Origin of the sequence: Tunturiibacter empetritectus (assembly GCF_013410875.1) — a bacterium.
Classification (GTDB): Bacteria; Acidobacteriota; Terriglobia; order Terriglobales; family Acidobacteriaceae; genus Edaphobacter; species Edaphobacter empetritectus.
The window spans coordinates 1,345,326-1,366,772 of sequence record NZ_JACCCU010000001.1 but is presented as its reverse complement, the minus strand read 5'-3'; the positions used below and the strand labels follow the sequence as shown (position 1 = coordinate 1,366,772).

At 57.9% G+C, this 21,447-nt stretch carries 24 protein-coding genes; 15 read left to right on the top strand and 9 right to left on the bottom strand.

What is annotated here, in order from left to right; genetic code table 11:
• Positions 1 to 53 precede the first annotated feature (53 nt).
• Together HDF08_RS05735 and HDF08_RS05730 are read left to right on the top strand one after the other, a co-directional pair.
• Entirely contained in the window at positions 54 to 386 is a 333-nt protein-coding gene (locus HDF08_RS05735; RefSeq protein ID WP_179637586.1) for a hypothetical protein, read from the top strand.
• Positions 387 to 547: 161 nt separating this feature from the next.
• A complete protein-coding gene (locus tag HDF08_RS05730) occupies positions 548 to 1,936 on the top strand; it encodes a hypothetical protein (RefSeq protein ID WP_179637585.1) in 1,389 nt (462 codons plus the stop codon).
• A gap of 38 nt (positions 1,937 to 1,974) precedes the next feature.
• Here the strand turns inward: HDF08_RS05730 and HDF08_RS05725 are convergent, their stop codons facing one another.
• Together HDF08_RS05725 and HDF08_RS05720 are read right to left on the bottom strand one after the other, a co-directional pair.
• Positions 1,975 to 2,640 carry a serine/threonine protein kinase gene (locus HDF08_RS05725; protein ID WP_179637584.1) on the bottom strand — a complete coding sequence of 222 codons (666 nt, stop codon included), beginning with the start codon at positions 2,638 to 2,640 and terminating at the stop codon, positions 1,975 to 1,977.
• Between the two features lie 16 nt (positions 2,641 to 2,656).
• Positions 2,657 to 3,145, bottom strand: coding sequence for an RNA polymerase sigma factor (locus HDF08_RS05720; protein ID WP_218884506.1), 489 nt, complete (start codon positions 3,143 to 3,145; stop codon positions 2,657 to 2,659).
• 176 nt (positions 3,146 to 3,321) lie between these two features.
• Here HDF08_RS05720 and HDF08_RS05715 point away from each other — a divergent pair, with 176 nt between their 5' ends.
• From HDF08_RS05715 to HDF08_RS05680, 8 genes are all read left to right on the top strand, one after another.
• Positions 3,322 to 3,882, top strand: a complete 561-nt coding sequence (locus tag HDF08_RS05715; RefSeq protein WP_179637582.1) for an AAA family ATPase — start codon at positions 3,322 to 3,324, stop codon at positions 3,880 to 3,882.
• 9 nt (positions 3,883 to 3,891) lie between these two features.
• Complete coding sequence (locus HDF08_RS05710) at positions 3,892 to 4,521, top strand: non-canonical purine NTP pyrophosphatase (RefSeq protein ID WP_179637581.1); 630 nt, start codon at positions 3,892 to 3,894, stop codon at positions 4,519 to 4,521.
• A gap of 380 nt (positions 4,522 to 4,901) precedes the next feature.
• Positions 4,902 to 5,717, top strand: coding sequence for a succinate dehydrogenase/fumarate reductase transmembrane subunit (locus HDF08_RS05705; protein WP_179637580.1), 816 nt, complete (start codon positions 4,902 to 4,904; stop codon positions 5,715 to 5,717).
• Positions 5,714 to 6,052 carry a hypothetical protein gene (locus HDF08_RS05700; RefSeq protein WP_179637579.1) on the top strand — a complete coding sequence of 113 codons (339 nt, stop codon included), beginning with the start codon at positions 5,714 to 5,716 and terminating at the stop codon, positions 6,050 to 6,052. Before HDF08_RS05705 ends, HDF08_RS05700 begins: the two co-directional genes overlap by 4 nt.
• Positions 6,053 to 6,071: 19 nt before the next feature.
• Positions 6,072 to 7,841, top strand: a complete 1,770-nt coding sequence (gene sdhA, locus HDF08_RS05695) for a succinate dehydrogenase flavoprotein subunit (protein ID WP_179637578.1) — start codon at positions 6,072 to 6,074, stop codon at positions 7,839 to 7,841.
• A 325-nt stretch (positions 7,842 to 8,166) separates the two neighbouring features.
• Positions 8,167 to 8,367, top strand: coding sequence for a hypothetical protein (locus HDF08_RS05690; RefSeq protein WP_179637577.1), 201 nt, complete (start codon positions 8,167 to 8,169; stop codon positions 8,365 to 8,367).
• Between the two features lie 209 nt (positions 8,368 to 8,576).
• Positions 8,577 to 9,341 carry a succinate dehydrogenase iron-sulfur subunit gene (gene sdhB / locus HDF08_RS05685; RefSeq protein ID WP_179637576.1) on the top strand — a complete coding sequence of 255 codons (765 nt, stop codon included), beginning with the start codon at positions 8,577 to 8,579 and terminating at the stop codon, positions 9,339 to 9,341.
• 273 nt (positions 9,342 to 9,614) lie between these two features.
• Entirely contained in the window at positions 9,615 to 10,010 is a 396-nt protein-coding gene (locus tag HDF08_RS05680) for a GlcG/HbpS family heme-binding protein (protein WP_179637575.1), read from the top strand.
• Positions 10,011 to 10,091: 81 nt separating this feature from the next.
• Here HDF08_RS05680 and HDF08_RS05675 read toward each other — a convergent pair whose 3' ends face one another.
• Positions 10,092 to 10,292 (bottom strand): hypothetical protein, encoded by a 201-nt coding sequence (locus tag HDF08_RS05675; protein ID WP_179637574.1) that lies wholly within the window; start codon positions 10,290 to 10,292, stop codon positions 10,092 to 10,094.
• 341 nt (positions 10,293 to 10,633) lie between these two features.
• On the opposite strand from HDF08_RS05675, the gene HDF08_RS05670 reads away from it, so the two are divergent.
• Positions 10,634 to 11,863, top strand: coding sequence for a dipeptidase (locus HDF08_RS05670; protein ID WP_306459667.1), 1,230 nt, complete (start codon positions 10,634 to 10,636; stop codon positions 11,861 to 11,863).
• A gap of 23 nt (positions 11,864 to 11,886) precedes the next feature.
• Here the strand turns inward: HDF08_RS05670 and HDF08_RS05665 are convergent, their stop codons facing one another.
• Complete coding sequence (locus HDF08_RS05665; protein ID WP_179637573.1) at positions 11,887 to 12,186, bottom strand: putative quinol monooxygenase; 300 nt, start codon at positions 12,184 to 12,186, stop codon at positions 11,887 to 11,889.
• A gap of 81 nt (positions 12,187 to 12,267) precedes the next feature.
• Between HDF08_RS05665 and HDF08_RS05660 the strand changes: the two genes are divergently transcribed.
• The 3 genes from HDF08_RS05660 (at position 12,268) to HDF08_RS05650 (ending at position 14,262) form a co-directional block, all read left to right on the top strand.
• Positions 12,268 to 12,828 (top strand): CbtA family protein, encoded by a 561-nt coding sequence (locus HDF08_RS05660; protein ID WP_179637572.1) that lies wholly within the window; start codon positions 12,268 to 12,270, stop codon positions 12,826 to 12,828.
• A 71-nt stretch (positions 12,829 to 12,899) separates the two neighbouring features.
• Positions 12,900 to 13,661 (top strand): peptidylprolyl isomerase, encoded by a 762-nt coding sequence (locus HDF08_RS05655; protein ID WP_179637571.1) that lies wholly within the window; start codon positions 12,900 to 12,902, stop codon positions 13,659 to 13,661.
• A gap of 79 nt (positions 13,662 to 13,740) precedes the next feature.
• A complete protein-coding gene (locus HDF08_RS05650; protein WP_179637570.1) occupies positions 13,741 to 14,262 on the top strand; it encodes a peptidylprolyl isomerase in 522 nt (173 codons plus the stop codon).
• Between the two features lie 426 nt (positions 14,263 to 14,688).
• Here the strand turns inward: HDF08_RS05650 and HDF08_RS05645 are convergent, their stop codons facing one another.
• From HDF08_RS05645 to HDF08_RS05625, 5 genes are all read right to left on the bottom strand, one after another.
• Positions 14,689 to 14,886 (bottom strand): hypothetical protein, encoded by a 198-nt coding sequence (locus HDF08_RS05645; protein ID WP_179637569.1) that lies wholly within the window; start codon positions 14,884 to 14,886, stop codon positions 14,689 to 14,691.
• A 191-nt stretch (positions 14,887 to 15,077) separates the two neighbouring features.
• Positions 15,078 to 16,031 carry a malate dehydrogenase gene (gene mdh, locus HDF08_RS05640; protein WP_257030880.1) on the bottom strand — a complete coding sequence of 318 codons (954 nt, stop codon included), beginning with the start codon at positions 16,029 to 16,031 and terminating at the stop codon, positions 15,078 to 15,080.
• Between the two features lie 140 nt (positions 16,032 to 16,171).
• Positions 16,172 to 17,572, bottom strand: coding sequence for an NADP-dependent isocitrate dehydrogenase (locus HDF08_RS05635; RefSeq protein ID WP_179638810.1), 1,401 nt, complete (start codon positions 17,570 to 17,572; stop codon positions 16,172 to 16,174).
• 87 nt (positions 17,573 to 17,659) lie between these two features.
• Positions 17,660 to 18,433, bottom strand: coding sequence for an SIMPL domain-containing protein (locus tag HDF08_RS05630; protein ID WP_257030879.1), 774 nt, complete (start codon positions 18,431 to 18,433; stop codon positions 17,660 to 17,662).
• A gap of 131 nt (positions 18,434 to 18,564) precedes the next feature.
• The gene (locus HDF08_RS05625; RefSeq protein ID WP_179638808.1) at positions 18,565 to 19,995 is read right to left on the bottom strand and encodes a glutamine synthetase family protein; all 1,431 of its coding nucleotides are present in this window, start codon (positions 19,993 to 19,995) and stop codon (positions 18,565 to 18,567) included.
• A 261-nt stretch (positions 19,996 to 20,256) separates the two neighbouring features.
• Between HDF08_RS05625 and HDF08_RS05620 the strand changes: the two genes are divergently transcribed.
• A complete protein-coding gene (locus HDF08_RS05620; RefSeq protein ID WP_179637568.1) occupies positions 20,257 to 21,315 on the top strand; it encodes an aldo/keto reductase in 1,059 nt (352 codons plus the stop codon).
• Positions 21,316 to 21,447: the final 132 nt, after the last annotated feature.

The window sequence follows — 21,447 nt, the reverse complement described above, 5'->3', positions numbered from 1 at the left end:
AATCTCGACGAGATGTATCCCTTGCCACGGTCTCTCCGTCAAACCTCACAACGATGAAAAAAACTGTGCACCTCTTCGCGACGCTGCTCTGCCTCCTGACTCTTCTCGTCAGCGCAGCCACCTGCGTCGAGATCGCACAGCCGAAGCAACAATCCTCCTGCGATCACTGCCCCAAACCATCGCCCTTCGATCAACATCTCCCCTCCTGTTGCAGCGCCCAGCAGCAAGCACCCGCAGTTATTTCGACACAGGTTGAGCCGCAGCTTCAACTCCACACAGTCCACGTCTCTCCACTAAGCGACGAGATCCCATCCCCACTGCGCGCACCCATCCTTCGACTCACGGCACCGCCCCCACTCCCTCCCCGCACCCCACTCCGTATCTGATTTCCTCTTGAGCCCTTCGCGTTACAGCGCCTCCACGCTGTCTCCAGATAACGCACGCCTCAAGACAAGGAACTCTCATGCGCTCCCTCCTCACAGCGGCCCTGTTTTCGTTGCCCTTCCTCGCGTCATCATTAACACAGGCCCAGACAAATCCAGGTTCTATGCCAAACATGCCCGGCATGAAGATGGACCCCGATCAGACATCCACACCAGAGAAGACAACCATGCCGATGAGCATGGACATGATGAAGCCGCCATCAACCCTCATCGACACCATCCTCAATCACACCACCTCCGGCACCAGCGCCGAGCCCGCCTCCACTCCCGTCTCCATGCTCATGCGCAACTACCGCGGCTGGATGCTCATGCTCCACGGCACCGCCTCCATCTCCGACACCCAACAGCACGCCTCCAACCCCGCAGGCCCAACCCCCGACGTCTGCGTGCAACTCTCCTGCCCCAACCCAGCAGCCACCCGCGGCGGCGACAAGCTTTTCTCCACCAACTGGCTCATGCCCATGGCCATGCGCCAGCTCGGAAGCCACGGCCAATACGGCCAGCTCACCCTCCGCACCATGCTTTCGCTCGAGCCCGCAACCATATCCAGCCGCCAATACCTCGAGCTCTTCCAGCAGGGCGAAACCGCCTTCGGCAAACCCATCATCGACGGCCAGCACCCGCACGACTTCTTCATGGAGCTCGCCGCCCTCTACGATCTCCGCCTCGGCAGCCACACCCTCCTTAGCCTCTACGCCGCCCCCATAGGCGACCCCGCCATCGGACCCACCGCCTACCCCCACCGCCTCTCCGCGTCTGAAGATCCCATCGCCGCACTCGGCCACCACCAACAGGACTCCACTCACATCGCCTTCAACGTCTTCACCGGCGGCATCACCTGGCGCTGGCTTCGCTTCGAAGAGTCAGGCTTCCACGGCGCCGAACCCACCGAGCAGCGCTGGGGCTTTCAACCCTCCCCCAACGGTCACGCCGTCGACAGCTACTCCTCCCGCATCACCTTCGCCCCAACAAAAAACCTGAGCACCCAATACTCCATCGCCCACATCGTCAGCCCCGAAGCACTCTACCCGCGCGAAGACCAACAGCGCCAGACAGCCTCCATCATGTACAACCGTCCCTTCGGCCGCACGACTTCAGACGGCGCCCACACCAACAACTGGTCGAACACACTTATCTGGGGACGCACAAAATCCCTCACAGACAGCAGCAAAGAAAACTCCTACCTCCTCGAATCCCTCCTCAACTTCCGCACCCGCAACTATGTCTGGACCCGCATCGAAAACGCTGGCCGCTCCAACGAGCTCCTCATCCCCCCCGGCTCCCCGCTCCCCCCCAACTTCACCGAATCCCCCCTCGGCCACGTAGCCGCATACTCCTTTGGCTACGACCGCGACTTGCCACTTGCCCCTCACCTCCTCATCGCCCCAGGCGCGCAGTTCACCACCTACACCACCCCCACCGCCCTGGTCTCAACCTACGGCACCCACCCCTTCGGAGCCGTCGCCTTCCTCCGCCTCCGCATCACAAAGTAGCGACCCCGAAGAATCTAACCGCCCGCTACCCCCTTCTCTTAGGTAAGAACTTCTTCTTCAAACTTCCTGACCTCATTCAATTGTTGAAGCGCGTTTTGCAGACTACGTCCGAAGGTCGCGCGTTCCACGAACTGACGCAACTCCATATTGGAGGATCTCTGGGAATAGACATACATCCAGTACATACCCAGCAACCCAACAACTCCTACTACCAATCCAATCCAGATAACTGAAGGGGCGAAAGCATACAAATCCACGTGCGCAAGTCCCAACAGCAACATCAGCAAAGGGATCCACAGGAACCACCAGGAGAGACCCGCAACCACAACACAGATCCCATACGCTCGACGCACACGGGCCAATCCGCCTTGCACTTCAACCACTGGCGCGGCATAGTCAATGCGGCTCAGCGCGGAAAAAACAATCCCCGCTGTGATCACGCAGCCGATTCCATAGGCTTGTACGAACACTCCTCCTAGAATGACCGAAATCGCCGTTGGCTTTGTGCTCCAGAGCAGCCCGGCCAAAACAAGGAAAAGCACTCCAAAGAAAATCTGAAATACCTGGTTCAGCTTTAGCGGTCTTAGACTTCTACTAGCTGCATCCAGCTTCCGTTGACGCAACATCGCCACGCTCAATTGGTTTCCACGTTCGAGCGCGTTCTCCAATAACTGCCACGCTGCCTTGAGTTCGTTTAGTTCCATTGTTGTTCTCCTTCATTCAAATTTCAGTTCGAATGCGTTGTTTCAATCGGCTGATCTTCGTCGAAACGTTTGTCGGCGTAATTCCCAAAATCTCGGCGATCTCCTTTTGAGACCTGTCCTCGAGATACAGCAGCAGAAGCGCCCGTTCAAAAGGAGGCTCCCTCTCGATAAACCGATGCAGTCGTTCCATGCGATCAGTTGTACCGGGATCAGGCACCGGAGTAGCTTCATACCCATCTTCCGCAAGTGACGTAAAGACTCTGCGATGCTTCACCTCTTCACGCACAAAGCTGATGGCTACGTTCAAAGCAATGCGGTACATCCATGTCGTGAAGTTTCGGGAAGAATCATACTTTGGCCACGCCTTCCAGAGTTGGGCAGCGATCTCCTGTGCAAGGTCACCTCGGTCTTCCTGCCGCCAGCAATAGGTATTCACTGTCTTGAAGACAATGCCTCGATGCGCCTGGAGAAGGGTTTCGAACTCTTGCTGCGTCTTGCCCGCCACGTCCCTCCTCCTTCTTCCGGTTACAAATCTCCACGCGTCTGGTACATGATTCGCAGCAGAATCAAAAATGTCACACATTATTTGTCTCTGCTCCGATGATCGAGCCACCTTTCGGAGCGTAGCCTTCGTCCGTCTCCGAATCACCGCCAACTAACCTCACCAGGACTCTCAACAACATGCAATCCACCAACAAAAACCTCATAGTCATCAGCGGAGCACCCGGCGCCGGCAAAACAACCTTGCTCAACGTCCTGCAATCGCGCGGCTACGCTTGTGTTCCCGAAATCGCCCGCCGCATCATCCAGGAGCAGATGCAATCCGGCGGCAACGCTCTCCCCTGGCAAGACACAACCGCCTACATAAAACTCATGCTCGAAGGCTCCATCGCATCGTTTCTTCAACACCAGCACGCGCAACATCCAACCTTCTTCGACCGCGGCCTCCCCGACACACTCGGCTACGCGCAGATCATCCAACTCCCATATCAACACCCAGACCAACGCGCCATCAAAGAGGCCTGCGCCCTTCACCGCTACTCAAAAGTCTTTCTCGCCCCGCCATGGCGCGCCATCTACACAACAGACACCGAACGCAAACAGACCTTCAACGAAGCCCTCTTCAGCTTCGAACAAGCGATGAAGGCCTATACCCGTTGCGGCTACGATCCAATCCTCATACCTCTAAGCACCCCAAACGAAAGAGCCGACTTCATCCAGTCTCATCTCGATTTACGCTAAGGTAGCCAGATGAATCTCTTCGCCGCCACCACCAACCCAGGCAAGCTCCGAGACTTCGCCGCCACAGCCTCTCCGCAGATCACACTCGCCCCCCTACCCAACCTCAAACAAATCCACGCCCCCGCCGAAGACGAGCCCACCTTCGAAGGCAACGCCCGCCTCAAGGCTATCTACTACTCCCACCACGCCCCTGGCGAAATCGTCATCGCCGACGACTCCGGTCTCGAAGTCGACGCCCTCCACGGAGCACCCGGCGTCCGCTCCGCCCGCTACGCCGACGACCACAACTTCTCCCCGACAGACCTCCCCGACAACGCTCCTCACACCCCCGACGAGCGCAACAACCTCTACCTCCTCTCGAACCTCACCGGCATCCCTCTCACCGAACGAAGCGCCCGCTACCACTGCGTCCTCGCCGCCGCCCGCGACGGCCAAATCCTCGCCATCGGCCACGGCGCAGTCGAAGGCGAAATCCTCACCACCCCCCGCGGCACCGACGGCTTCGGCTACGACCCTCTCTTCTACCTACCCGCCCAAAACAAAACCATGGCCGAACTCGAGACCACCTTCAAACTCACCTTCAGCCACCGTGGCCGAGCCTTCGCCGCCCTCCTCAAATCCTTATCTGCGGAACTCTAAAAACCTGTCCAAACCCCGTCATCTCGTATTTGCATTTGCCTGTTCTCTTCCCTACTCAAAAACCCGTCATCTCGACCGAAGCGGTTCACAGCTTCATCGTGACCGCGCAGCGGAAAGACCCCCGTATTTCGTCTCTTTCGCTTTCGGTTCGTAGACCTGATCAAAAAGTTGTGAGGGGTGATAGCTAACCTCTATCCATCCCAAATTCAAGCTCCATCAACTTAATCGCACAAACACAACGATAACCGCACAAAATCCAGCACTTTCCTTGACGCTGCCAATCCCCGAGCGGAATAATCGCCCTGCTGCACTTTTTCGTCCCTGCAGCCTGCAGTCCTCACGAGCATACGAATCCGTGAATCCCGCACCAAGGAGTCCCCATGGCCACCGCCGCCCCGCCAGCCCCTCCTGCCGCCCAGCCCAGCGTATCCAAGCTCAAAGGCGTGCAGCCCCTCCGCGCCGGCCAGGGCCACTCCTTCCTCTGGCACAAGCTCCACTCCCTCTCCGGCATCATCCCCATCGGCGCCTTCCTCGTCGAGCACATCATCTCCAACTTCGAGACCTTCAACGGCCCCCTCGCCTACGCCCAGCAGGTCAAGTTCCTCAACTCCCTCCCGCTCGTCCGCGTCCTTGAGTGGACCTTCATCTTCATCCCCCTAGCCTTCCACGCCCTCTACGGACTCTTCATCGCCTTCCGCGGCCGCGTCAGCGTCAACGTTTACCCCTGGGCCTCCAACTGGATGTACGTCTCCCAGCGCATCACCGGCATCATCGCCTTCTTCTACATCGTCCAGCACGTCTGGCGACAGCGCTTCAGCGGCATCTCTCTCCCGGAGAATCCCGGCGCCGCCTTCCATAAAGTACAGGTTGAACTCTCTAACCCTTGGATGCTCGCCATCTACGTCATCGCCATGATCGCCACCACCTGGCACTTTGCCTATGGCATCTGGCTCTTCGCCGCCAAGTGGGGCATCACCCCCGGCGAAAAGGCCCGCAAGAAATTCGGCTACGTCTGCACCGCCTTCGGCCTAGCCCTCTGTCTCATGGGCCTCGCCAGCATCTACGCCGTAGTCTGGAAGTACCCCAACGCCCCCGCCAACGTAATGCCCGCCCAACCCGCCGGCATCGACCTACCCGCCCCCACAGTCCCCCCACCAAACTCCACAAACCCCGACCAACCAGGCCAGGTGCAGTGAACCTGTCAACAACACACGAGACGACTTGGCAAAGAGCTATTCATCATCCTGTTTCGCTGCTTGGCTTTGTAGTTATGTTCAGCGGTACGGTTGTAGGCAATATTGCGGTTGCGAAAATGGTGAAATTCGTGAACGAGAATGCTGTGTTAACGAAAAAAACAATGTTCACGGCGGCTGAAGAAACAGAACCAGTAAGTAGCAAAACAGCACGAGCAATAGCGATCAAAAAGTATCGGGATATCCAACCACAAGGGCGCTTTTACGAAATGCTTCAGCTCGGATGGGTCTTAAATGGTGCCGGCTTTCTCATTATGTTGGGCGGCATTTTTATCTAACGATATAGAAGGTAAAAGCATGGCAGCAACACCCCGAATCATCGTAGTAGGCGGCGGCCTAGCCGGTCTCTCCGCCGTCATCAAGATCGCCGAAGCCGGCGGCAAGGTCGACCTCTTCTCCATCGTCCCCGTCAAGCGCTCCCACTCCGTCTGCGCCCAGGGAGGCATCAACGCCGCCAAGGACCTCAAAGGCGAAGGCGACTCCGTCCTCAAGCACTTCGACGACACCGTCTACGGCGGCGACTTCCTCGCCAACCAGACCCCCGTCAAAAACATGACCGCCCAGGGCCCCGCCATCATCGACCTCCTCGACCGCATGGGCGTGCCCTTCAACCGTACCCCTGAAGGCCTCCTCGACTTCCGCCGCTTCGGCGGAACGTTATATCAACGCACGGCGTTTGCGGGCGCGACCACCGGCCAGCAACTCCTCTACGCCCTAGACGAGCAGGTCCGCCGCTACGAGTCCGAAGGCAAAGTCACCAAATACGAAGGCTGGGAGTTCCTCTCCGCAGTCCTTGGATCGAAAGGTGAAGCGAGAGGCATCTGCGCCATGGACCTCCGGTCTATGGAAACGAAAACATTCCCGGCGGATGCAATCATCATCTGCACCGGCGGCAATGGAGCCATCTTCGGAAAATCCACCAATTCAGTAGTTTGCACCGGCTCTGCTCAATCAGCACTTTACCAACAGGGAGCCTTCTACGCCAACGGCGAGTTCATCCAGGTCCACCCCACCGCCATCCCCGGCGAAGACAAGCTCCGTCTCATGTCCGAGTCCGCCCGAGGCGAAGGCGGCCGCGTCTGGGTCCCCCGCGACAAGACCGACAAGCGAGTAGCCCGCTCCATCCCCGAAGCCGACCGCTGGTACTTCCTCGAGGAGCGCTACCCCAAGTACGGCAACCTCGTCCCCCGCGACATCGCCACACGCGAGATCTTCAAAGTAGTTTACGAGGATGGCATGGGCATCGATGGCCAACCAATGGTCTACCTCGACCTCACCCATCTCCCCCCCGAGCGCCTCAACAAACTCGAAGGCATCCTCGAGATCTACGAGAAGTTCGTCGGCGACGACCCCCGCAAAGTCCCCATGAAGATCTTCCCCGGCATGCACTACACCATGGGCGGTCTCTGGGTCGATGCAACCCAGCAGACCAACATCCCCGGCATCTACGCCGCAGGCGAAGCCGACTACTCCATTCACGGGGCCAATCGCCTCGGCGCCAACTCCCTGCTCTCCTGCATCTACGGAGGCTTCGTCGCCGGTCCGCAAGCCGTGGCCTACGCCAAAGCCCTGCCCGCGCAGGAAGGAGATGGTGGACACGCCGCCGAGCTGCAGCGGCAACAAGAGAAGAACAACGCCCTGCTCAACAGCAAGGGCACCGAAAACCCCTTCAAGATCTGGCGCGAACTCGGCGAGACCATGACCAAGCACGCCACCATCGTCCGCTACAACGCCGGCCTCGACGAAGCCGATGCCAAGCTCGTCGAACTCCTCGACCGCTACAAAAACGTCAACCTCTCCGACAAAAGCCAGTGGGCCAACACCAGCTTCGCCTTCACCCGCCAGCTCTACAACATGCTCGAGCTGGGCCGAGTCATCGTCCACGGCGCACGCCTCCGCGACGAGTCCCGCGGAGCCCACTACAAACCCGACTTCCCCAACCGCGACGACGAAAAGTTCCTCAAAACCACCAAGGCCGCCTACGTCGACGGAGCACCCGCAATCACCTTCGAAGAGGTCGACATCAGCCACATCAAACCACGCCCCCGCGTCTACACCGCCACCTGACAAACGCTGTTCTAAATAAAAATGCCAGTCCACCCACAAAAATCGTCATCTCGACCGAAGGCGGCGCACTCTGCCGCCGAAGCAGAGAGACCCCCGTATTTGTCTTTGCCATTGTTTTTTCTCTCACGGTCGCTCCGCAGCAGCGCAGCAAAGCGATCCGCTACCCCAAAATGTCGTCATCCTGAGCGCAGTGAAGGATCCCCGTATTTGCCGTTGCCTGTCCTTTCATCCCACAGCGCACCAAAGCAATCCTCCACCCCACATCAAGCAACAAATCTAACCCAAACGGATCACCCTAAATCCCGCGCACCCCATCTAACCGGGCATGGAAAACATCACTCTTGTCTACATCGCCCTTGCCGTCATATTCGCCTCCGTCATGGCGTATATGTATCTCTACACCACGCACCTTCGCCCCAACGAGCGGACCATGGCCCTCAAAGGCCGTCCTCCGGTCAGCAAAGAAGAAGGCATAGCAGTCGCAACATTGGAAAAAGAACGCCTGCACAAAACCGGCAGCTTCTAGCTCCATCCTTTGCGACTGCAATCCTCAGCAACAAACGCCTCCAGCTCACCCCCACGCCGAAGGCACAGGATATCCGCAGGCCCGGAAGCGGCTCTCCTGTCGCTGTCCATAAAAATGAAAATTTTGACGCCGTTTTTTTCCAAGAAAAACGGCACTGCAATGAATTCTCCGATTCGCAGTAACAGGTGTACCGCTTTAAGGAGCATCGAATGGCATCCAGCACCATCAAAGTTGAGATCAAGCGCCAGTCTACCCCGGACGCCCCCTCCACCACCGAGAACTTCGAGATCCCCTACCGCCCGGGGATGAACATCACCTCGCTCCTCGGCGAGATCGCGCTCAATCCCGTCGACGTCTCAGGCAAGCCCACCACGCCCATCACCTACGACGCCAACTGCCTCGAAGAGATTTGCGGCTCCTGCGCCATGCTCATCAACGGCAAAGCCCGCATGGCCTGCTCCGCCCTGGTCGACAAGCTCACCGGACCAAATCACGATCAGCCCATCACCCTCGCCCCGCTCAGCAAATTCCCCGTAGTCCGCGACCTCAGCGTCGACCGCTCCGTCCTCTTCGAAAACCTCAAGAAGGTCAAAGCCTGGGTCCCCATCGACGGCTCCTACGACCTCGGCGCAGGCCCCCGCCAGGCTCCTCAAATACAAGAGCAGCGCTATCCCCTATCGAACTGCATCTCCTGCACCATCTGCATGGAGGTCTGCCCCCAGTTCAACGACGTCACCAACTTCGTCGGCGCAGCCACCATCGCCCAAGCCAAGCTCTTCAACATGGACCCCTCCGGCTCCGTCCTCAAATCAGAACGCCTCCGCGCCTTAGCTGGAGACGGCGGCATCCAAGAGTGCGGCTTCGCGCAAAACTGCGTCCAGGCCTGCCCCAAACAGCTCCCCCTCACCGAAGCCATTAGCGACATGGGCCGCGACGTCTTCATCCAGCAAGTAAAAGATCTCTTCGCCAGATAGGGTAGCCATTGGGACATATGGCCGGGTGCCCCATCCTTTGCGGTTTCATCGCATAGGGTGGGGTATTCGCGCCACGCGCGAACCGCTCTTAGCCGGGTGCCCCATTCATGCCGGATGCCGGGTGCCCCACTCATGCGCCACAAATCTCCGGATGCCCATCGATAGCAACCTCACCGTGATAGATAAGAACGTAAAATTCCACCCCACGCACCAAACGAAGCCACCCACCCGCACCATAAGCGTCAAACCAATAAGCTCACATCAGGAGAAAAAATGATCCAACTAGTAGACGCCCGCCGCATCATCGCCGCAGCCGAAAAGAAAGCAGAAGAACTAGGCCAGCCCATGAACGTAGCCGTAGTCGATGAAGGCGGCAACCTCATCGCCTTTGAGCGTATGACCAACGCCTGGCTCGGCTCCATCGACATCGCGCAGAAAAAGGCCTGGACCTCCCGCGCCTTCGACATCACCACCAAAGACCTCGGCGACAACTCCCAATCTGGCCACCAGTTCTTCGGCATCCACGCCTCGAACGACGGCAAGGTCATGATCTTCGCTGGCGGTATCCCCCTCAAGAAAGAAGGAAAAGTAGTAGGTGCCATCGGAGTCAGCGGAGGCTCAGGAGTTCAGGACCACGCCGTAGCCGAAGCCGGCGCAGCCGCACTCTAGTCTTCGACATCCTTAAACCTAACAAGGACGCACCACCGGCCAGCGGTGCGTCCTTGTTAGGTTACCACTCAGTCCAAACAGCTACTTCGAGAAGATTGAATTCCCCGGAGTTGTCTCTTCGTTCGAGTGGATACGGTTTTGCGCACGCTTCGCGCTCTCCATCCCGATATGATCCAACTTCTTCTCGTCAGTCTTCCCAACCTCTGTGGCGGTAGACCCCTCTTCAATCGACTCGTGGGAAGGACGTGCTCCGGTTTTCGCAGAATCAAGACCCTGTGCCATACATCACCTCTCCCGGAAGAGATGGCACCGCCGACCATCAAGGTTGCTCCACCGCGCCATTCGCTCTCAACAAAACGCGAAAAATAAATTTGGAAAAGCTGGCACTTTTTTCGACGCGCAAAAATGTGGTGCAACAACACCACCTTAGCCACGCAAGTCACCACGATCTCACCACAAAAACACCACACCAATCGCACGTATTTTTCCAAAATCCCCTGCAAAAACCACGTTTACCCACGCACAGAAAAAATCGCAAAACTCCGCCTAGGAAATCACGCGTAGCCCGAAATCCCCCACTTGCTACAATCGGCTATCCCGCAACGAAAGAGTGGCGAGCCAACATGCACAAACGCGGCATCTTCGTCTCTACCCTGCTCGCCATTGCCATCCACGCGCCAGCACAGACAAACTCCCCAAAATCAATGACCGATCCAGCCGCCGTCCACCAATCCGCCGTCGTCATCGACACCCACGCCGACACCCCCCAGCGCTTCGTCGACGAACACTGGGACTTCACCGATCCCCTCAACGGCGGCATGCTCAACTACTCGAGCGCCAAACAAGGCAACCTAGCCGCGCAGTTCTTCTCCATCTGGGTCGACCCCAACCAATACCCCGCAAACGCCAGCGCCCACCGCACTCTCGCGCTCATCGACGGCACCCTCGAGCAAGTCCGCAAACACCCCGACAAACTAGCCCTCTGCGTCTCCGCCGATGACATCATCGCCACTCACGCCCAAGGAAAGTTCGCCGTCCTCATGGGCATCGAAGGCGGCCACTCCATCGAAAATGACCTCGGCCTCCTCCGCGACTACTATCGCCTCGGCGTCCGCTACATGACCCTCACCTGGTCCAATACCAACAACTGGGCCGACTCCTCCGGCGACATCGACGACGAAAAAGTCCACCACCACAACGGCCTCACACCCTTCGGCAAACAAGTCGTCGCCGAGATGAATCGCCTCGGCATGATGATCGATATCTCCCATGTCTCTGACAAGACCTTCTGGGACGTCATCGCCACCACCCGCATACCAGTCATCGCCTCCCACTCCTCCGCACGCGCCCTCACTCACGCCGCGCGCAACATGACCGACGAGATGCTCCTCGCCATGAAGAAGAACAACGGCGTCGTCATGGTCAACTTCTTCCCCGCCTTCATCGACGAGAACTGGCGCAAAGCCTGGGCCGCACAAGAGCCCGAGCGGAAAAAGGCGCAGCAGGCACTTGAAGCCGAATACAAAGCCAAGGGCTTACCCGTTCCCTATACCGCCTCTGACAAAGTTGATCGCGAGTTCGCCGCAAAGATCGGCCGCGCCCCTTTCAACTCACTCATCGATCACTTCGACCACGTCATCAAGGTCGCTGGCATTGACCACGTCGGCATCGGCACCGACTTCGACGGCATACCCGTCCCACCCGCAGGAATCGACTCAGCAGCCGACCTACCCAAAGTGACCGCAGCCCTCATGGCTCGCGGCTACACTGCCGACGACATGCACAAACTGCTCGGAGGCAACCTGCTCCGCGTCTTCCGCGAAGTGCAAGCCGCCTCCGATCACAACCCATAACCACTCTGACGCCGCAAGAAAGGCTAAACCTTCTCCGCAATCAAGCTAATCTTGTGAATCTTCGGAGCCTCCGAAAATAGCGTCTCCGCATTCGCCATCAGCGCCTTCGCAATCTCACCATTCAAATGCGCATCACGCCCAGCCTCGTCGTTGAAGGTGTCAAAGACTCCAAAGAACCCACCTTTATCTTCCTTGAACCCATACCAGTGCACGGTCCCGGCCTCTGCCTTCGCCATCTCCGCACCTTGCTTCAGGAAAGCCTCGACATCCGCCTCTTTCCCCGGCTTTGCCTTCAACTCCGCGTACAACGCAAACTTCGCCATTTCAAAAGTTCCTCCAACCAGTTGAGATGCAAAAACCTTCCCGCGGTTACTTCTCCTGCATCTGAATCGTTTGGAGCAAATATGAACAAAAGTAAACCTTCCGTCATTCGTGGAATCGTCACCGGCCTCACAGCAGGTATCATCGCCACGCTCGTCATGGATCAATTTCAAAAGCTGAGTGCCGCAGCCCAGAAAGCCACAGAAAAACAGATTAAAATGTCTCATGGTGAGACTGAAGAACACATCGCTCAGGAACAAGCCCAGAAGGAGCAGCAAGCCGCCGAACAGGAAGGTTCCACCGAGATCGTTGCCCGTAAGATCGCCGAAACAACAGGCACCCCTCTCGACGACCAGGATAAAAAGACCGCAGGCCAGGCAGTCCACTACACCTTCGGCACACTCATGGGCGTGGTCTACGCTGTCTCCTCCGAACTCATCCCCGAAGTCACCACCGGCGCAGGCACCGCTTACGGCACATTGCTCTTCCTCGCCGCCGACGAGGTGGCAGTTCCAGCCTTCCAGCTCTCGCCCGCACCTTCGAACACGCCAGCCACCGATCACCTCCAACACTGGGCTGCTCACGTCGTCTATGGAGGCTCGCTCGAACTCGTTCGCAGCCTCATCCGCCGCCTCTGGAGGTGAGCTGGTACCAGCCGCTCACATTGCTCCCATCGCCCGTCTGCGATAGCCTGTTCATTGGAGCTACCAACCGCATGATGCTTCGTACTCTCGCACTCTCCCTGGCCCTAGCCGTATCCGTCCAGGCACAGTCGACCCCAGCACAGTCGACCCCACCGCCCCCAGCCGACGCTCTGCCCGACGCCCCCAGCACCACCAGCAACATCAAGGCCCCCGTCGTCCCCACCGGCCCCACTGCGGTCATAGACACCACCATGGGCCGGCTCACCTGCAAACTCTACGACAAGCAGGCACCCATCACCGTCGCCAACTTCATCGGTCTCGCCGAAGGCACCAAAGACTGGACCGACCCCAAGACCCTACAGAAGATGCACCGCCAGCCCTTCTATAACGGCACCACCTTCCACCGCGTCATTCCCAACTTCATGATCCAGGGTGGCGACCGCGTCGGCGACGGCACCGGCGACCCTGGCTACTTCTTCCAGGACGAGATCGACCCCGACCTCACCTTCGATACTCCAGGCCTCCTCGCCATGGCCAACGCCGGCCCCGGACCCTCCGGCGGCGGCACCAACGGCTCACAGTTCTTCATCACCGAAACAGAAGTCCCGCAGCTCAACGGCAAGCACACTATCTTCGGCCAGTGCGACGCCCACACCGCCCTGCTCGTCGCCTCCATCGCGCGCGTAGAACGCAACCCCAACGACAAGCCACTCACTCCAGTCGTCATCAATCGCGTCACCATTGTGCGCGAGGGCCAACCCATGCCGCCGGAGCCCGTGGCACCACCAGCGCCTGCGACGACACCCGCCGCCGTTGCCGCGCCGCCCAAATAACCTTCCGGCCTCCGCGACCCAAACGGAAACGCCTCTCTGCTAACAAAGCAATCAACCTGTCACTGCAAGGAGACTTCGAATGCCCACCAAACCCGGCACCTACGCCACCTTCAAGACCACCGAAGGCACCATCGTCTGCGAACTCTTCGAAAAAGATGCGGCCGAGACCGTAGCCAACTTCATCGGCCTCGCCGAAGGTACCAAGGAGTGGAACAGCCGCAGCAAGAAAGGCGCCAAGCTCTACGATGGCTCCATCTTCCACCGCGTTATACCCCAGTTCATGATCCAGGGCGGCGACCCCGAAGGCACCGGTATGGGCGGCCCCGGCTACAAGTTCGCCGACGAGACCAAAGGCTCGAAGCATGGATTCCAGGAGAAGGGCAAGCTCGCCATGGCCAACGCCGGTCCGAACACCAACGGCAGCCAGTTCTTCATCACTGTCGCCGACACCAGCTGGCTCACAGGCAAACACACCATCTTCGGTCAAGTCGTCGAAGGCTACGACATTGTAGAAAAAATCTCCAAGGTCAGCAAAGACGGCATGGACCGCCCCAAAACCCCAGTCGTCCTCGAGTCCGTCACCATCGAACGCGTAGCTTAGCTTCGTTTGAGTAACTAGAGAGGCCTACTCTTGGAGTAGGCCTTTTGTTTGCGGGCTTTCTGAGATATTTGCTTTTGTTATTAGTGCTAGGGTTTTCCGTAAGATTGGGAGCGTTGGTGAAGACTACAGGGTACATTCTTTTTATGGCTGCCTTTGTTGTCTATGCAATGATCTGGCAGGCAATTTGGCAGCTTGTGAGTGAGAACAGACAGGCCTACCCCGATAAACGCTTTGGCCGCTTTTGGTGGGCTCCAGCTTGGCGTGTTCACAGAAATAGTTATCCCAGCAGCAACCTAAGGCGCCAAATTGTAATGCTCTTCATGCTGACGTTCGCATTATTGTGCGCCGCGATGGTTTGCATCGGATATTCCATGCTTCACGCCACGCAGCGGTGAGCTTTCCCAACCGAGTTCCCGAACTTTACATCTAGCGAACAAAACTCGCAAAGATCAGCAGTCCGATCGCCACCACCGCCGCCAACTGCATCCACAACACCGCAAGAAAAAACCACGCGGACGATCGTTCTCTACTATCCGCCGTATCCAGAATCTGATGGAAGCTCTGCGCGCCGTCCAAAGTAAACCTTCGTTCTGTGCGATTTCCCTGAAGCCGCGCACGTATCAAATCGTTCTCTTCAACGCGAAGATAGCGCAGGCCCCTTGTTATCTGCCTTGAGAGAACATCGGCGCAATACCTTCCTGCCATTAGCTATCGTTCGTATCCGCCGCCAGCCTTTTCCCAAATGAGAACCCATTGTTCAAGCAATAGAAAAGGCCTGCTCATCGAGCAGGCCTTTTCCGTCAACTAAAAAACTTCTAAGCCACCCCAATCACCGTGCAAAGCTCCTTCACCGAATCAGCGCTCTTCTGCAACGCGGCCTGCTCCTCCGGTGTCAGTTTGATCTCGATGATCTGCTCCAGTCCCTTAGCCCCAAGCTTGCAGGGCACGCCGACATACAAGCCTGAGATCCCATACTCACCCTGCAGATAAGCCGCGCAAGGCAGAATCTTCTTCTTGTCCTTCAGGATCGCCTCAACCATCTCTACCGCCGCAGCCGAAGGAGCATAGTAAGCCGACCCCGTCTTCAGGTGCTTCACAATCTCCGCGCCACCATTGGCCGTACGTGTCTCCAACTCCTTCAGCCGAGTCGGTTCAATCAACTCCGTAATCGGAATCCCAGCTACAGTCGAGTACCGCGACAGCGGAACCATCGTGTCGCCATGTCCGCCCAGAACAAACGCAGTTACATTCTCAACCGACACCTTCAACTCCTCAGCAATAAACGTCCGAAACCGCGCCGAATCCAGCACGCCAGCCATTCCAATCACGCGCTCACGCGGCAAGCCTGCATGTTTGAACGCCGTCTGCGCCATCGCATCCAGCGGATTCGATACCACGATGATGATCGTATTCGGCGACGCCTTGACCACTTCGCCCACAACCTTCGACATAATCCCATGATTCGTTGTCAGCAAATCATCTCGGCTCATCCCCGGCTTGCGCGCAATCCCCGCCGTAATTACCACCACATCGGAGTTCGCCGTATCCGCATAATCGTTGGTTCCGATGATGCTGCAATCGCGCTTCTCGATCGGCATCGCCTGCAGCAGATCGAGCGCCTTGCCCTGCGGCACACCCTCCACAACATCGAGCAGCACAACATCCGCAAGCTCCTTCGCCGCAATCCAATGCGCCGCCGTCGCTCCAACATTTCCCGAACCAACAATCGTTACCTTCTTCCGCATCATCTCTCCCTTATCGCGTTGCATGCCGCTCTCACTCTTTATTCTAAAGTCGACGCAGCGACTCTGCGTTCGATATCGCCCACGCTGAACGAATACCGCACAAAACCCGAAACAAAAAGACTGGGGGATGGCCCGCACACAGCGAGCCATTCCCTCCCCCTCACTTACATATTCTCGATCATGCGCGTCGCAAATTCGCTAGTCTTGGCCTTCGTCGCTCCCTGCATCCCACGTTCAAAGTCATACGTCACGAACTTCTGCCCAATCGTCTTTTCCATCGAAGACTCAATCAACCGCGCAGCCTCCGTCCAGCCAAGAAAATCAAACAGCATCACACCCGAAAGAATCACCGAACCGGGATTGATCACATCCTTATCGGCATACTTCGGCGCAGTCCCATGTGTCGCCTCAAACACAGCATATCCATCGCCGATATTGCCACCCGGCGCAATGCCCAACCCGCCTACCTGAGCCGCTGCAGCATCCGAGATGTAATCCCCGTTCAGATTCGTCGTCGCCAACACGCTGTAGTCCTCAGGCCGCAAGATAATCTGCTGAAAGATCGAATCCGCAATCCGGTCGTTGATCAAGATCTTCGTCTTCCACTTGCCAGCGCCGTGCGACGCACCGATCGAAGCCAGAACCGACTTGACCTCAGCAATCACCTCTTCGCCAAACTCTTTCGCCGCGAACTCAATACCCGGTTCAATCAGCGCAGCATTCTCCTCGGCAGTCAGCTTTGGATTCGCCTCCACGTTCCCCAGAATCCAGCTCTCCCGCTCCGTTACCGTCTGCTCGCGAAACTCCTGCGACGCAACCTCGTACCCCCACTCGCGGAACGCTCCCTCGGTGAACTTCTGGATATTCCCTTTGTGTACCAGCGTCACTGTCTTGCGTTTGTTGTCCAACGCATACTGAATCGCCGCTCGCACCAGCCGCTTCGATCCTGTAATTGAGATCGGCTTTACCCCCACACCCGAGTCCAACCGGATCTTCTTCTTGGTCCCCTTCAGCATGTCATCGTTCACAAACGCGATGAACTTCTGAGCCTCGGGCGTCCCTTCGCGAAACTCGATCCCGGCGTAGATATCCTCGGTGTTCTCGCGGAAGATCACCACATTCAGCTTCTCCGGATGCTTCACTGGACTCGGCACGCCTGCATAGTACTTCACTGGCCGGACGCACTGATAAAGATCCATCAACTGTCGCAACGCAACATTCAGGCTGCGAATCCCCCCGCCCACCGGCGTCGTCAATGGTCCTTTGATCGACACGCGAAAGTCCACCGTTGCTTTCACCGTGTCATCCGGCAACCAGTTCTTCGTCTGGCGATAAGCCTTCTCCCCTGCCAGCACCTCATACCACGCCACCGACCGCTTACCGCCATAAGCCTTTGCCACCGCAGCATCGAACACCCGCTGCGAGGCCTTCCAGATATCCCGCCCCGTTCCATCTCCTTCAATAAACGGAATAATCGGATGATCGGGAATCGTAAACTTTCCGTTGTTGTACTCGATCGCCTGCCCATTCGCCGGCACTGAAATTCCGTTGTAGCTCGTTTGCATCGTCATCGTCTCCGCAGAAGAAATCGAAGACCCACGCTACCATCCGCGCAAGACGAGTGGCAACCGGTATGCGGCATACACGTTCGTTTATCGAACCAGGTAGTAGTCCACCGTCGCAACCACGCGTACCTTCTTCATGATGCTTGCGTCCGCATCGTTCCCGCCGCTGCCACCCTCATCCCCCGCGGCCGCGCCACTCTCAGCAGCCGAGATCGAAAACACTCCCTGGTTCGCCGACCGAATCGAGCCCACCTGGCTCCCCGAGTCCGCCGCAAACCGATCCGCAGAAGCCCGCGCATTCCGTGTCGCCTCCGTAATCATGTCCGGCTTCAACGCATTCAGTCCCGTAAACTGATACCGAATCCCGCCCTGCTGCCCGTTCCCTCCGCCGACTACAATCCCCGCCTGCACCAGTTCCGCCGTCTTCTGCCCCGCCTTCGCAATCTTATCCACGTCCTTCGACTGCACCGTCACCGTCTGCTCCACGATGTATCGCGGCCCCGTATTGTTCCCGCCATACTCATTCGCCAGTTTGTCCGTCACCTTGATCTGCCCCACCGAAATCTCGTTCGGCTGCACTCCCTGCACCGCAAAAAACTTCAGCACCGAGTTCTTATCCGTTTCACTCTTCGCAAACACCTGGGGCAGATCGTTCCCCGCCTCCTTGAAGCTCACCGGCCAGATGGCCGTATCCGACTTCACCGTCCGCTCCACCAGCCCCTTCACCGTCACATAACGATCCGCCAGCTTCAGGTCCTTGATCTGCGACCCCAACACCCATCCGCCCACCACCAAACCTAGCAGCAGACAAACTCCCACCATCGCCGCGGGAGCAAACAAGGAAGACCGTTCCGTATCCAAGAGAAAACCTCCATCCACACAACAGCAGCAGAATGCAGCAGCCCACTTCTCGTGTCAACGCGAAACGCAGCGATCCAAAAAGAAAAAGCCCCCGCATCATCGCGAGGGCCTCTGTCCGTAAGTCTGTCGACTTAGAAGATATTCCATAGCAGCTGGTTATAAACATCGTGATGGAACTGCACCTCAGGAGCCTTCACGATCGTCCCCAGAAGCCGCGCACAGCGATCCGCAGAAGCCTGCTTCAGATCTGCGTACCGAGCCTTCACATCCTCGCCCAGCAGCTCCGTCGTCCACTCCGCCGCACGGAAGTTCTCCAGTGCCGTGTAGACGTTGTCCGGCAGATAACGCTCCGCCTGACGCAGGTTCTTTATCTTCGCGGTATTGCCATGCAGCCCGCTCTTAAAGATCGAGTACAGCACCAGGTAAGGATTCGCATCCGGCCCGACCGATCGAACCTCCACCCGCGCCGACTTCTCGTTCCCGATCGGAATCCGAACCATCGACCCACGATCCGTTGCCGAAGCCTTGATCTGATTCGGCGCTTCAAAATGAGGATCCAGCCGGCGATACGCATTTACACTCGCATTTAGCAGTAGGCAAATATCGTTGCCATGCGTCAAAATGCGATCCGTAAACTGCCACGCCATCTTCGAGATCTTCTCCTCGCCCTTCGGATCCCAGAACAGATTCTTCCCGCCCTTGGTAATCGAGATATTCGTATGCATGCCGCTGCCATTCACCCCCACCACAGGCTTCGGCAGAAAGCTCGCCGTCATCCCCATCTGCGTCGCCACCTGTCTACAGATCAGCTTATAAAGCTGAATCTGGTCTGCAGCCGCCACGACCTCACCATAGCTGTAGTTGATCTCGAACTGTGAAGGCGCAACCTCAGGATGGTCCTTCTCATTCTCAAAACCCATCGCCCGCTGCACTTCCGCAGTAGTGTCAATAAACTCCCGCAGCGGATCGCCAGGCAGCGAGTGATAGTACCCGCCCTTATTCACATACTCGAAACTGCCCGTCTCGTGATAGCTCCGTTCCGCATCGATTCCCTCAAACAGGAACCCTTCAATCTCATTCGCCGCGTTCAGCGTGTATCCGTTCTTATCAAACAGCTCCTGCGAAAACGCCTTCAGTACTCCGCGAATATCTGCGCTGTATGTCGCGCCGTTCTTGTCGATTACCTCGCCGAACACCATCACCTTGCCCGCGCCGAATATATCCGCCGGCACCCAGTAAAACGCGCTCCAGTCGATCCCGAGCCGCAGATCGCTCTCCCGCTGCGCCGTAAATCCGCGAATCGACGAGCCATCAAAGGTCAGATTGTCATAGCTCTTCACTAGGAACTTCTTATCGTAGTCCAGCATGTGCAGACGGCCTTCAAGATCGCTGAACAGCACCGTCACCGCCTTGATCCGTCTCTCGTCGGTCAAATACTTCAACCGCTCCTCCCGAATCACATCAGCGTCAACTCGCTTCCTGCGCTGCTCCTTCGCCGCCAGGTTCAGATCCTCGAGTTCGCCATACGAAAGCTCCAGAAAATCACGAAATTCGCTCAAAATAACACTCCTTCTGCAATGAGATACACGCTGACTGCAACTGCTGGGAAAGATGTTTTTAGGTGATTGGAAGAGGATGCGCCTGACCGTAATCCGACAGCTCCACACCTCAAAACTAACAGAAAATTCACCGGCAAGAAAGCAAACTCCGCCATCCAACGCAAAGAACATCTGCGGCCGCTGCACTTCACACGCCTGAATCGTGGTCCGCATCAAACACGTCTAATCGAATGTCTGTCCGAACTCTCGGCGAAAAGGAGACCCATGCAATACAAAACTCTCGGTGACACCGGCCTTCTCGTCTCCACTCTCTGCTTCGGCACCATGACCTTCCACGGCGGCACAGGCCTCTTCCGCGCCATCGGCACCGTCGATCAGTCCGGAGCCGACGAACTCATCAAGGCCTCCGTCGACGCCGGCATCAACTTCTTCGACACCGCCGACGTCTACTCCGAAGGCGAGAGCGAAAAAGCCCTCGGCCAGTCCCTCAAAAATCTCAACACCCCCCTCCACAGCGTAGTCATCGCCACCAAGGTCTTCGGCCGCACCGGCCAGGGCCGCAACGAAGTCGGCGCCTCCCGCGGCCACATCATGGATGCTGTCGAAGCTAGCCTCCGCCGCCTCCAGACCGACCACATCGACCTCTACCAGATCCACGGCAACGACTTCATCACCCCAATCGAAGAGACCCTCCGCGCCTTGGACACGCTGGTCAATTCTGGCAAGGTCCGCTACATCGGCGTCTCCAACTGGCATGCCTGGAAGATCGCTAAAGCCCTCGGTATCTCCCAGTTCAAAAACCTCGCCCGCTTCGACACCCTCCAGGCCTACTACTCCATCGCTGGCCGCGACCTCGAACGCGATCTTGTCCCCCTGCTCGAAGCCGAGAAGACCGGCCTCCTTGTCTGGAGCCCCCTCGCCGGCGGCCTTCTCTCCGGCAAGTTCTCCCGCGACAATCAGCGCCCCGAAGGCTCCCGCCGCTCCGAGTTCGACTTCCCCCTCGTCGACAAAGAACGCACCTGGCGCATCCTCGACGTCATGGCCCCCATCGCCAAGGCCCACAACTGCAGCCCCGCACGCATCTCCCTCGCCTGGCTCCTCGCCAAGCCCGTCGTCACCTCCATCATCATCGGAGCCAAACGCCTCGACCAACTCAACGACAACCTCGCCGCCGTCGACCTCAAGCTCACCGCAGACGAACTCAAGCAGCTCGACGAAGTCAGCGCTCTGCCGCCCGAATACCCCGGCTGGATGCTCCCCTTCCAAAACGTCAACCGCCTCGAGCCCATAGCCCGCACCGTCCCAGTCACGCCAAAGAACTAGCCCCAAGAGGACACCGGCAGAAAGTCAGCGTCCTCCCGCAACCAAAGCCGGGCACCGGTGCCAAGCGTTGGGTGCCCCATTCATGCAGTCTCATCGCCGGGTGCCCCATATCTCGATTCTGAGATGTGGGCA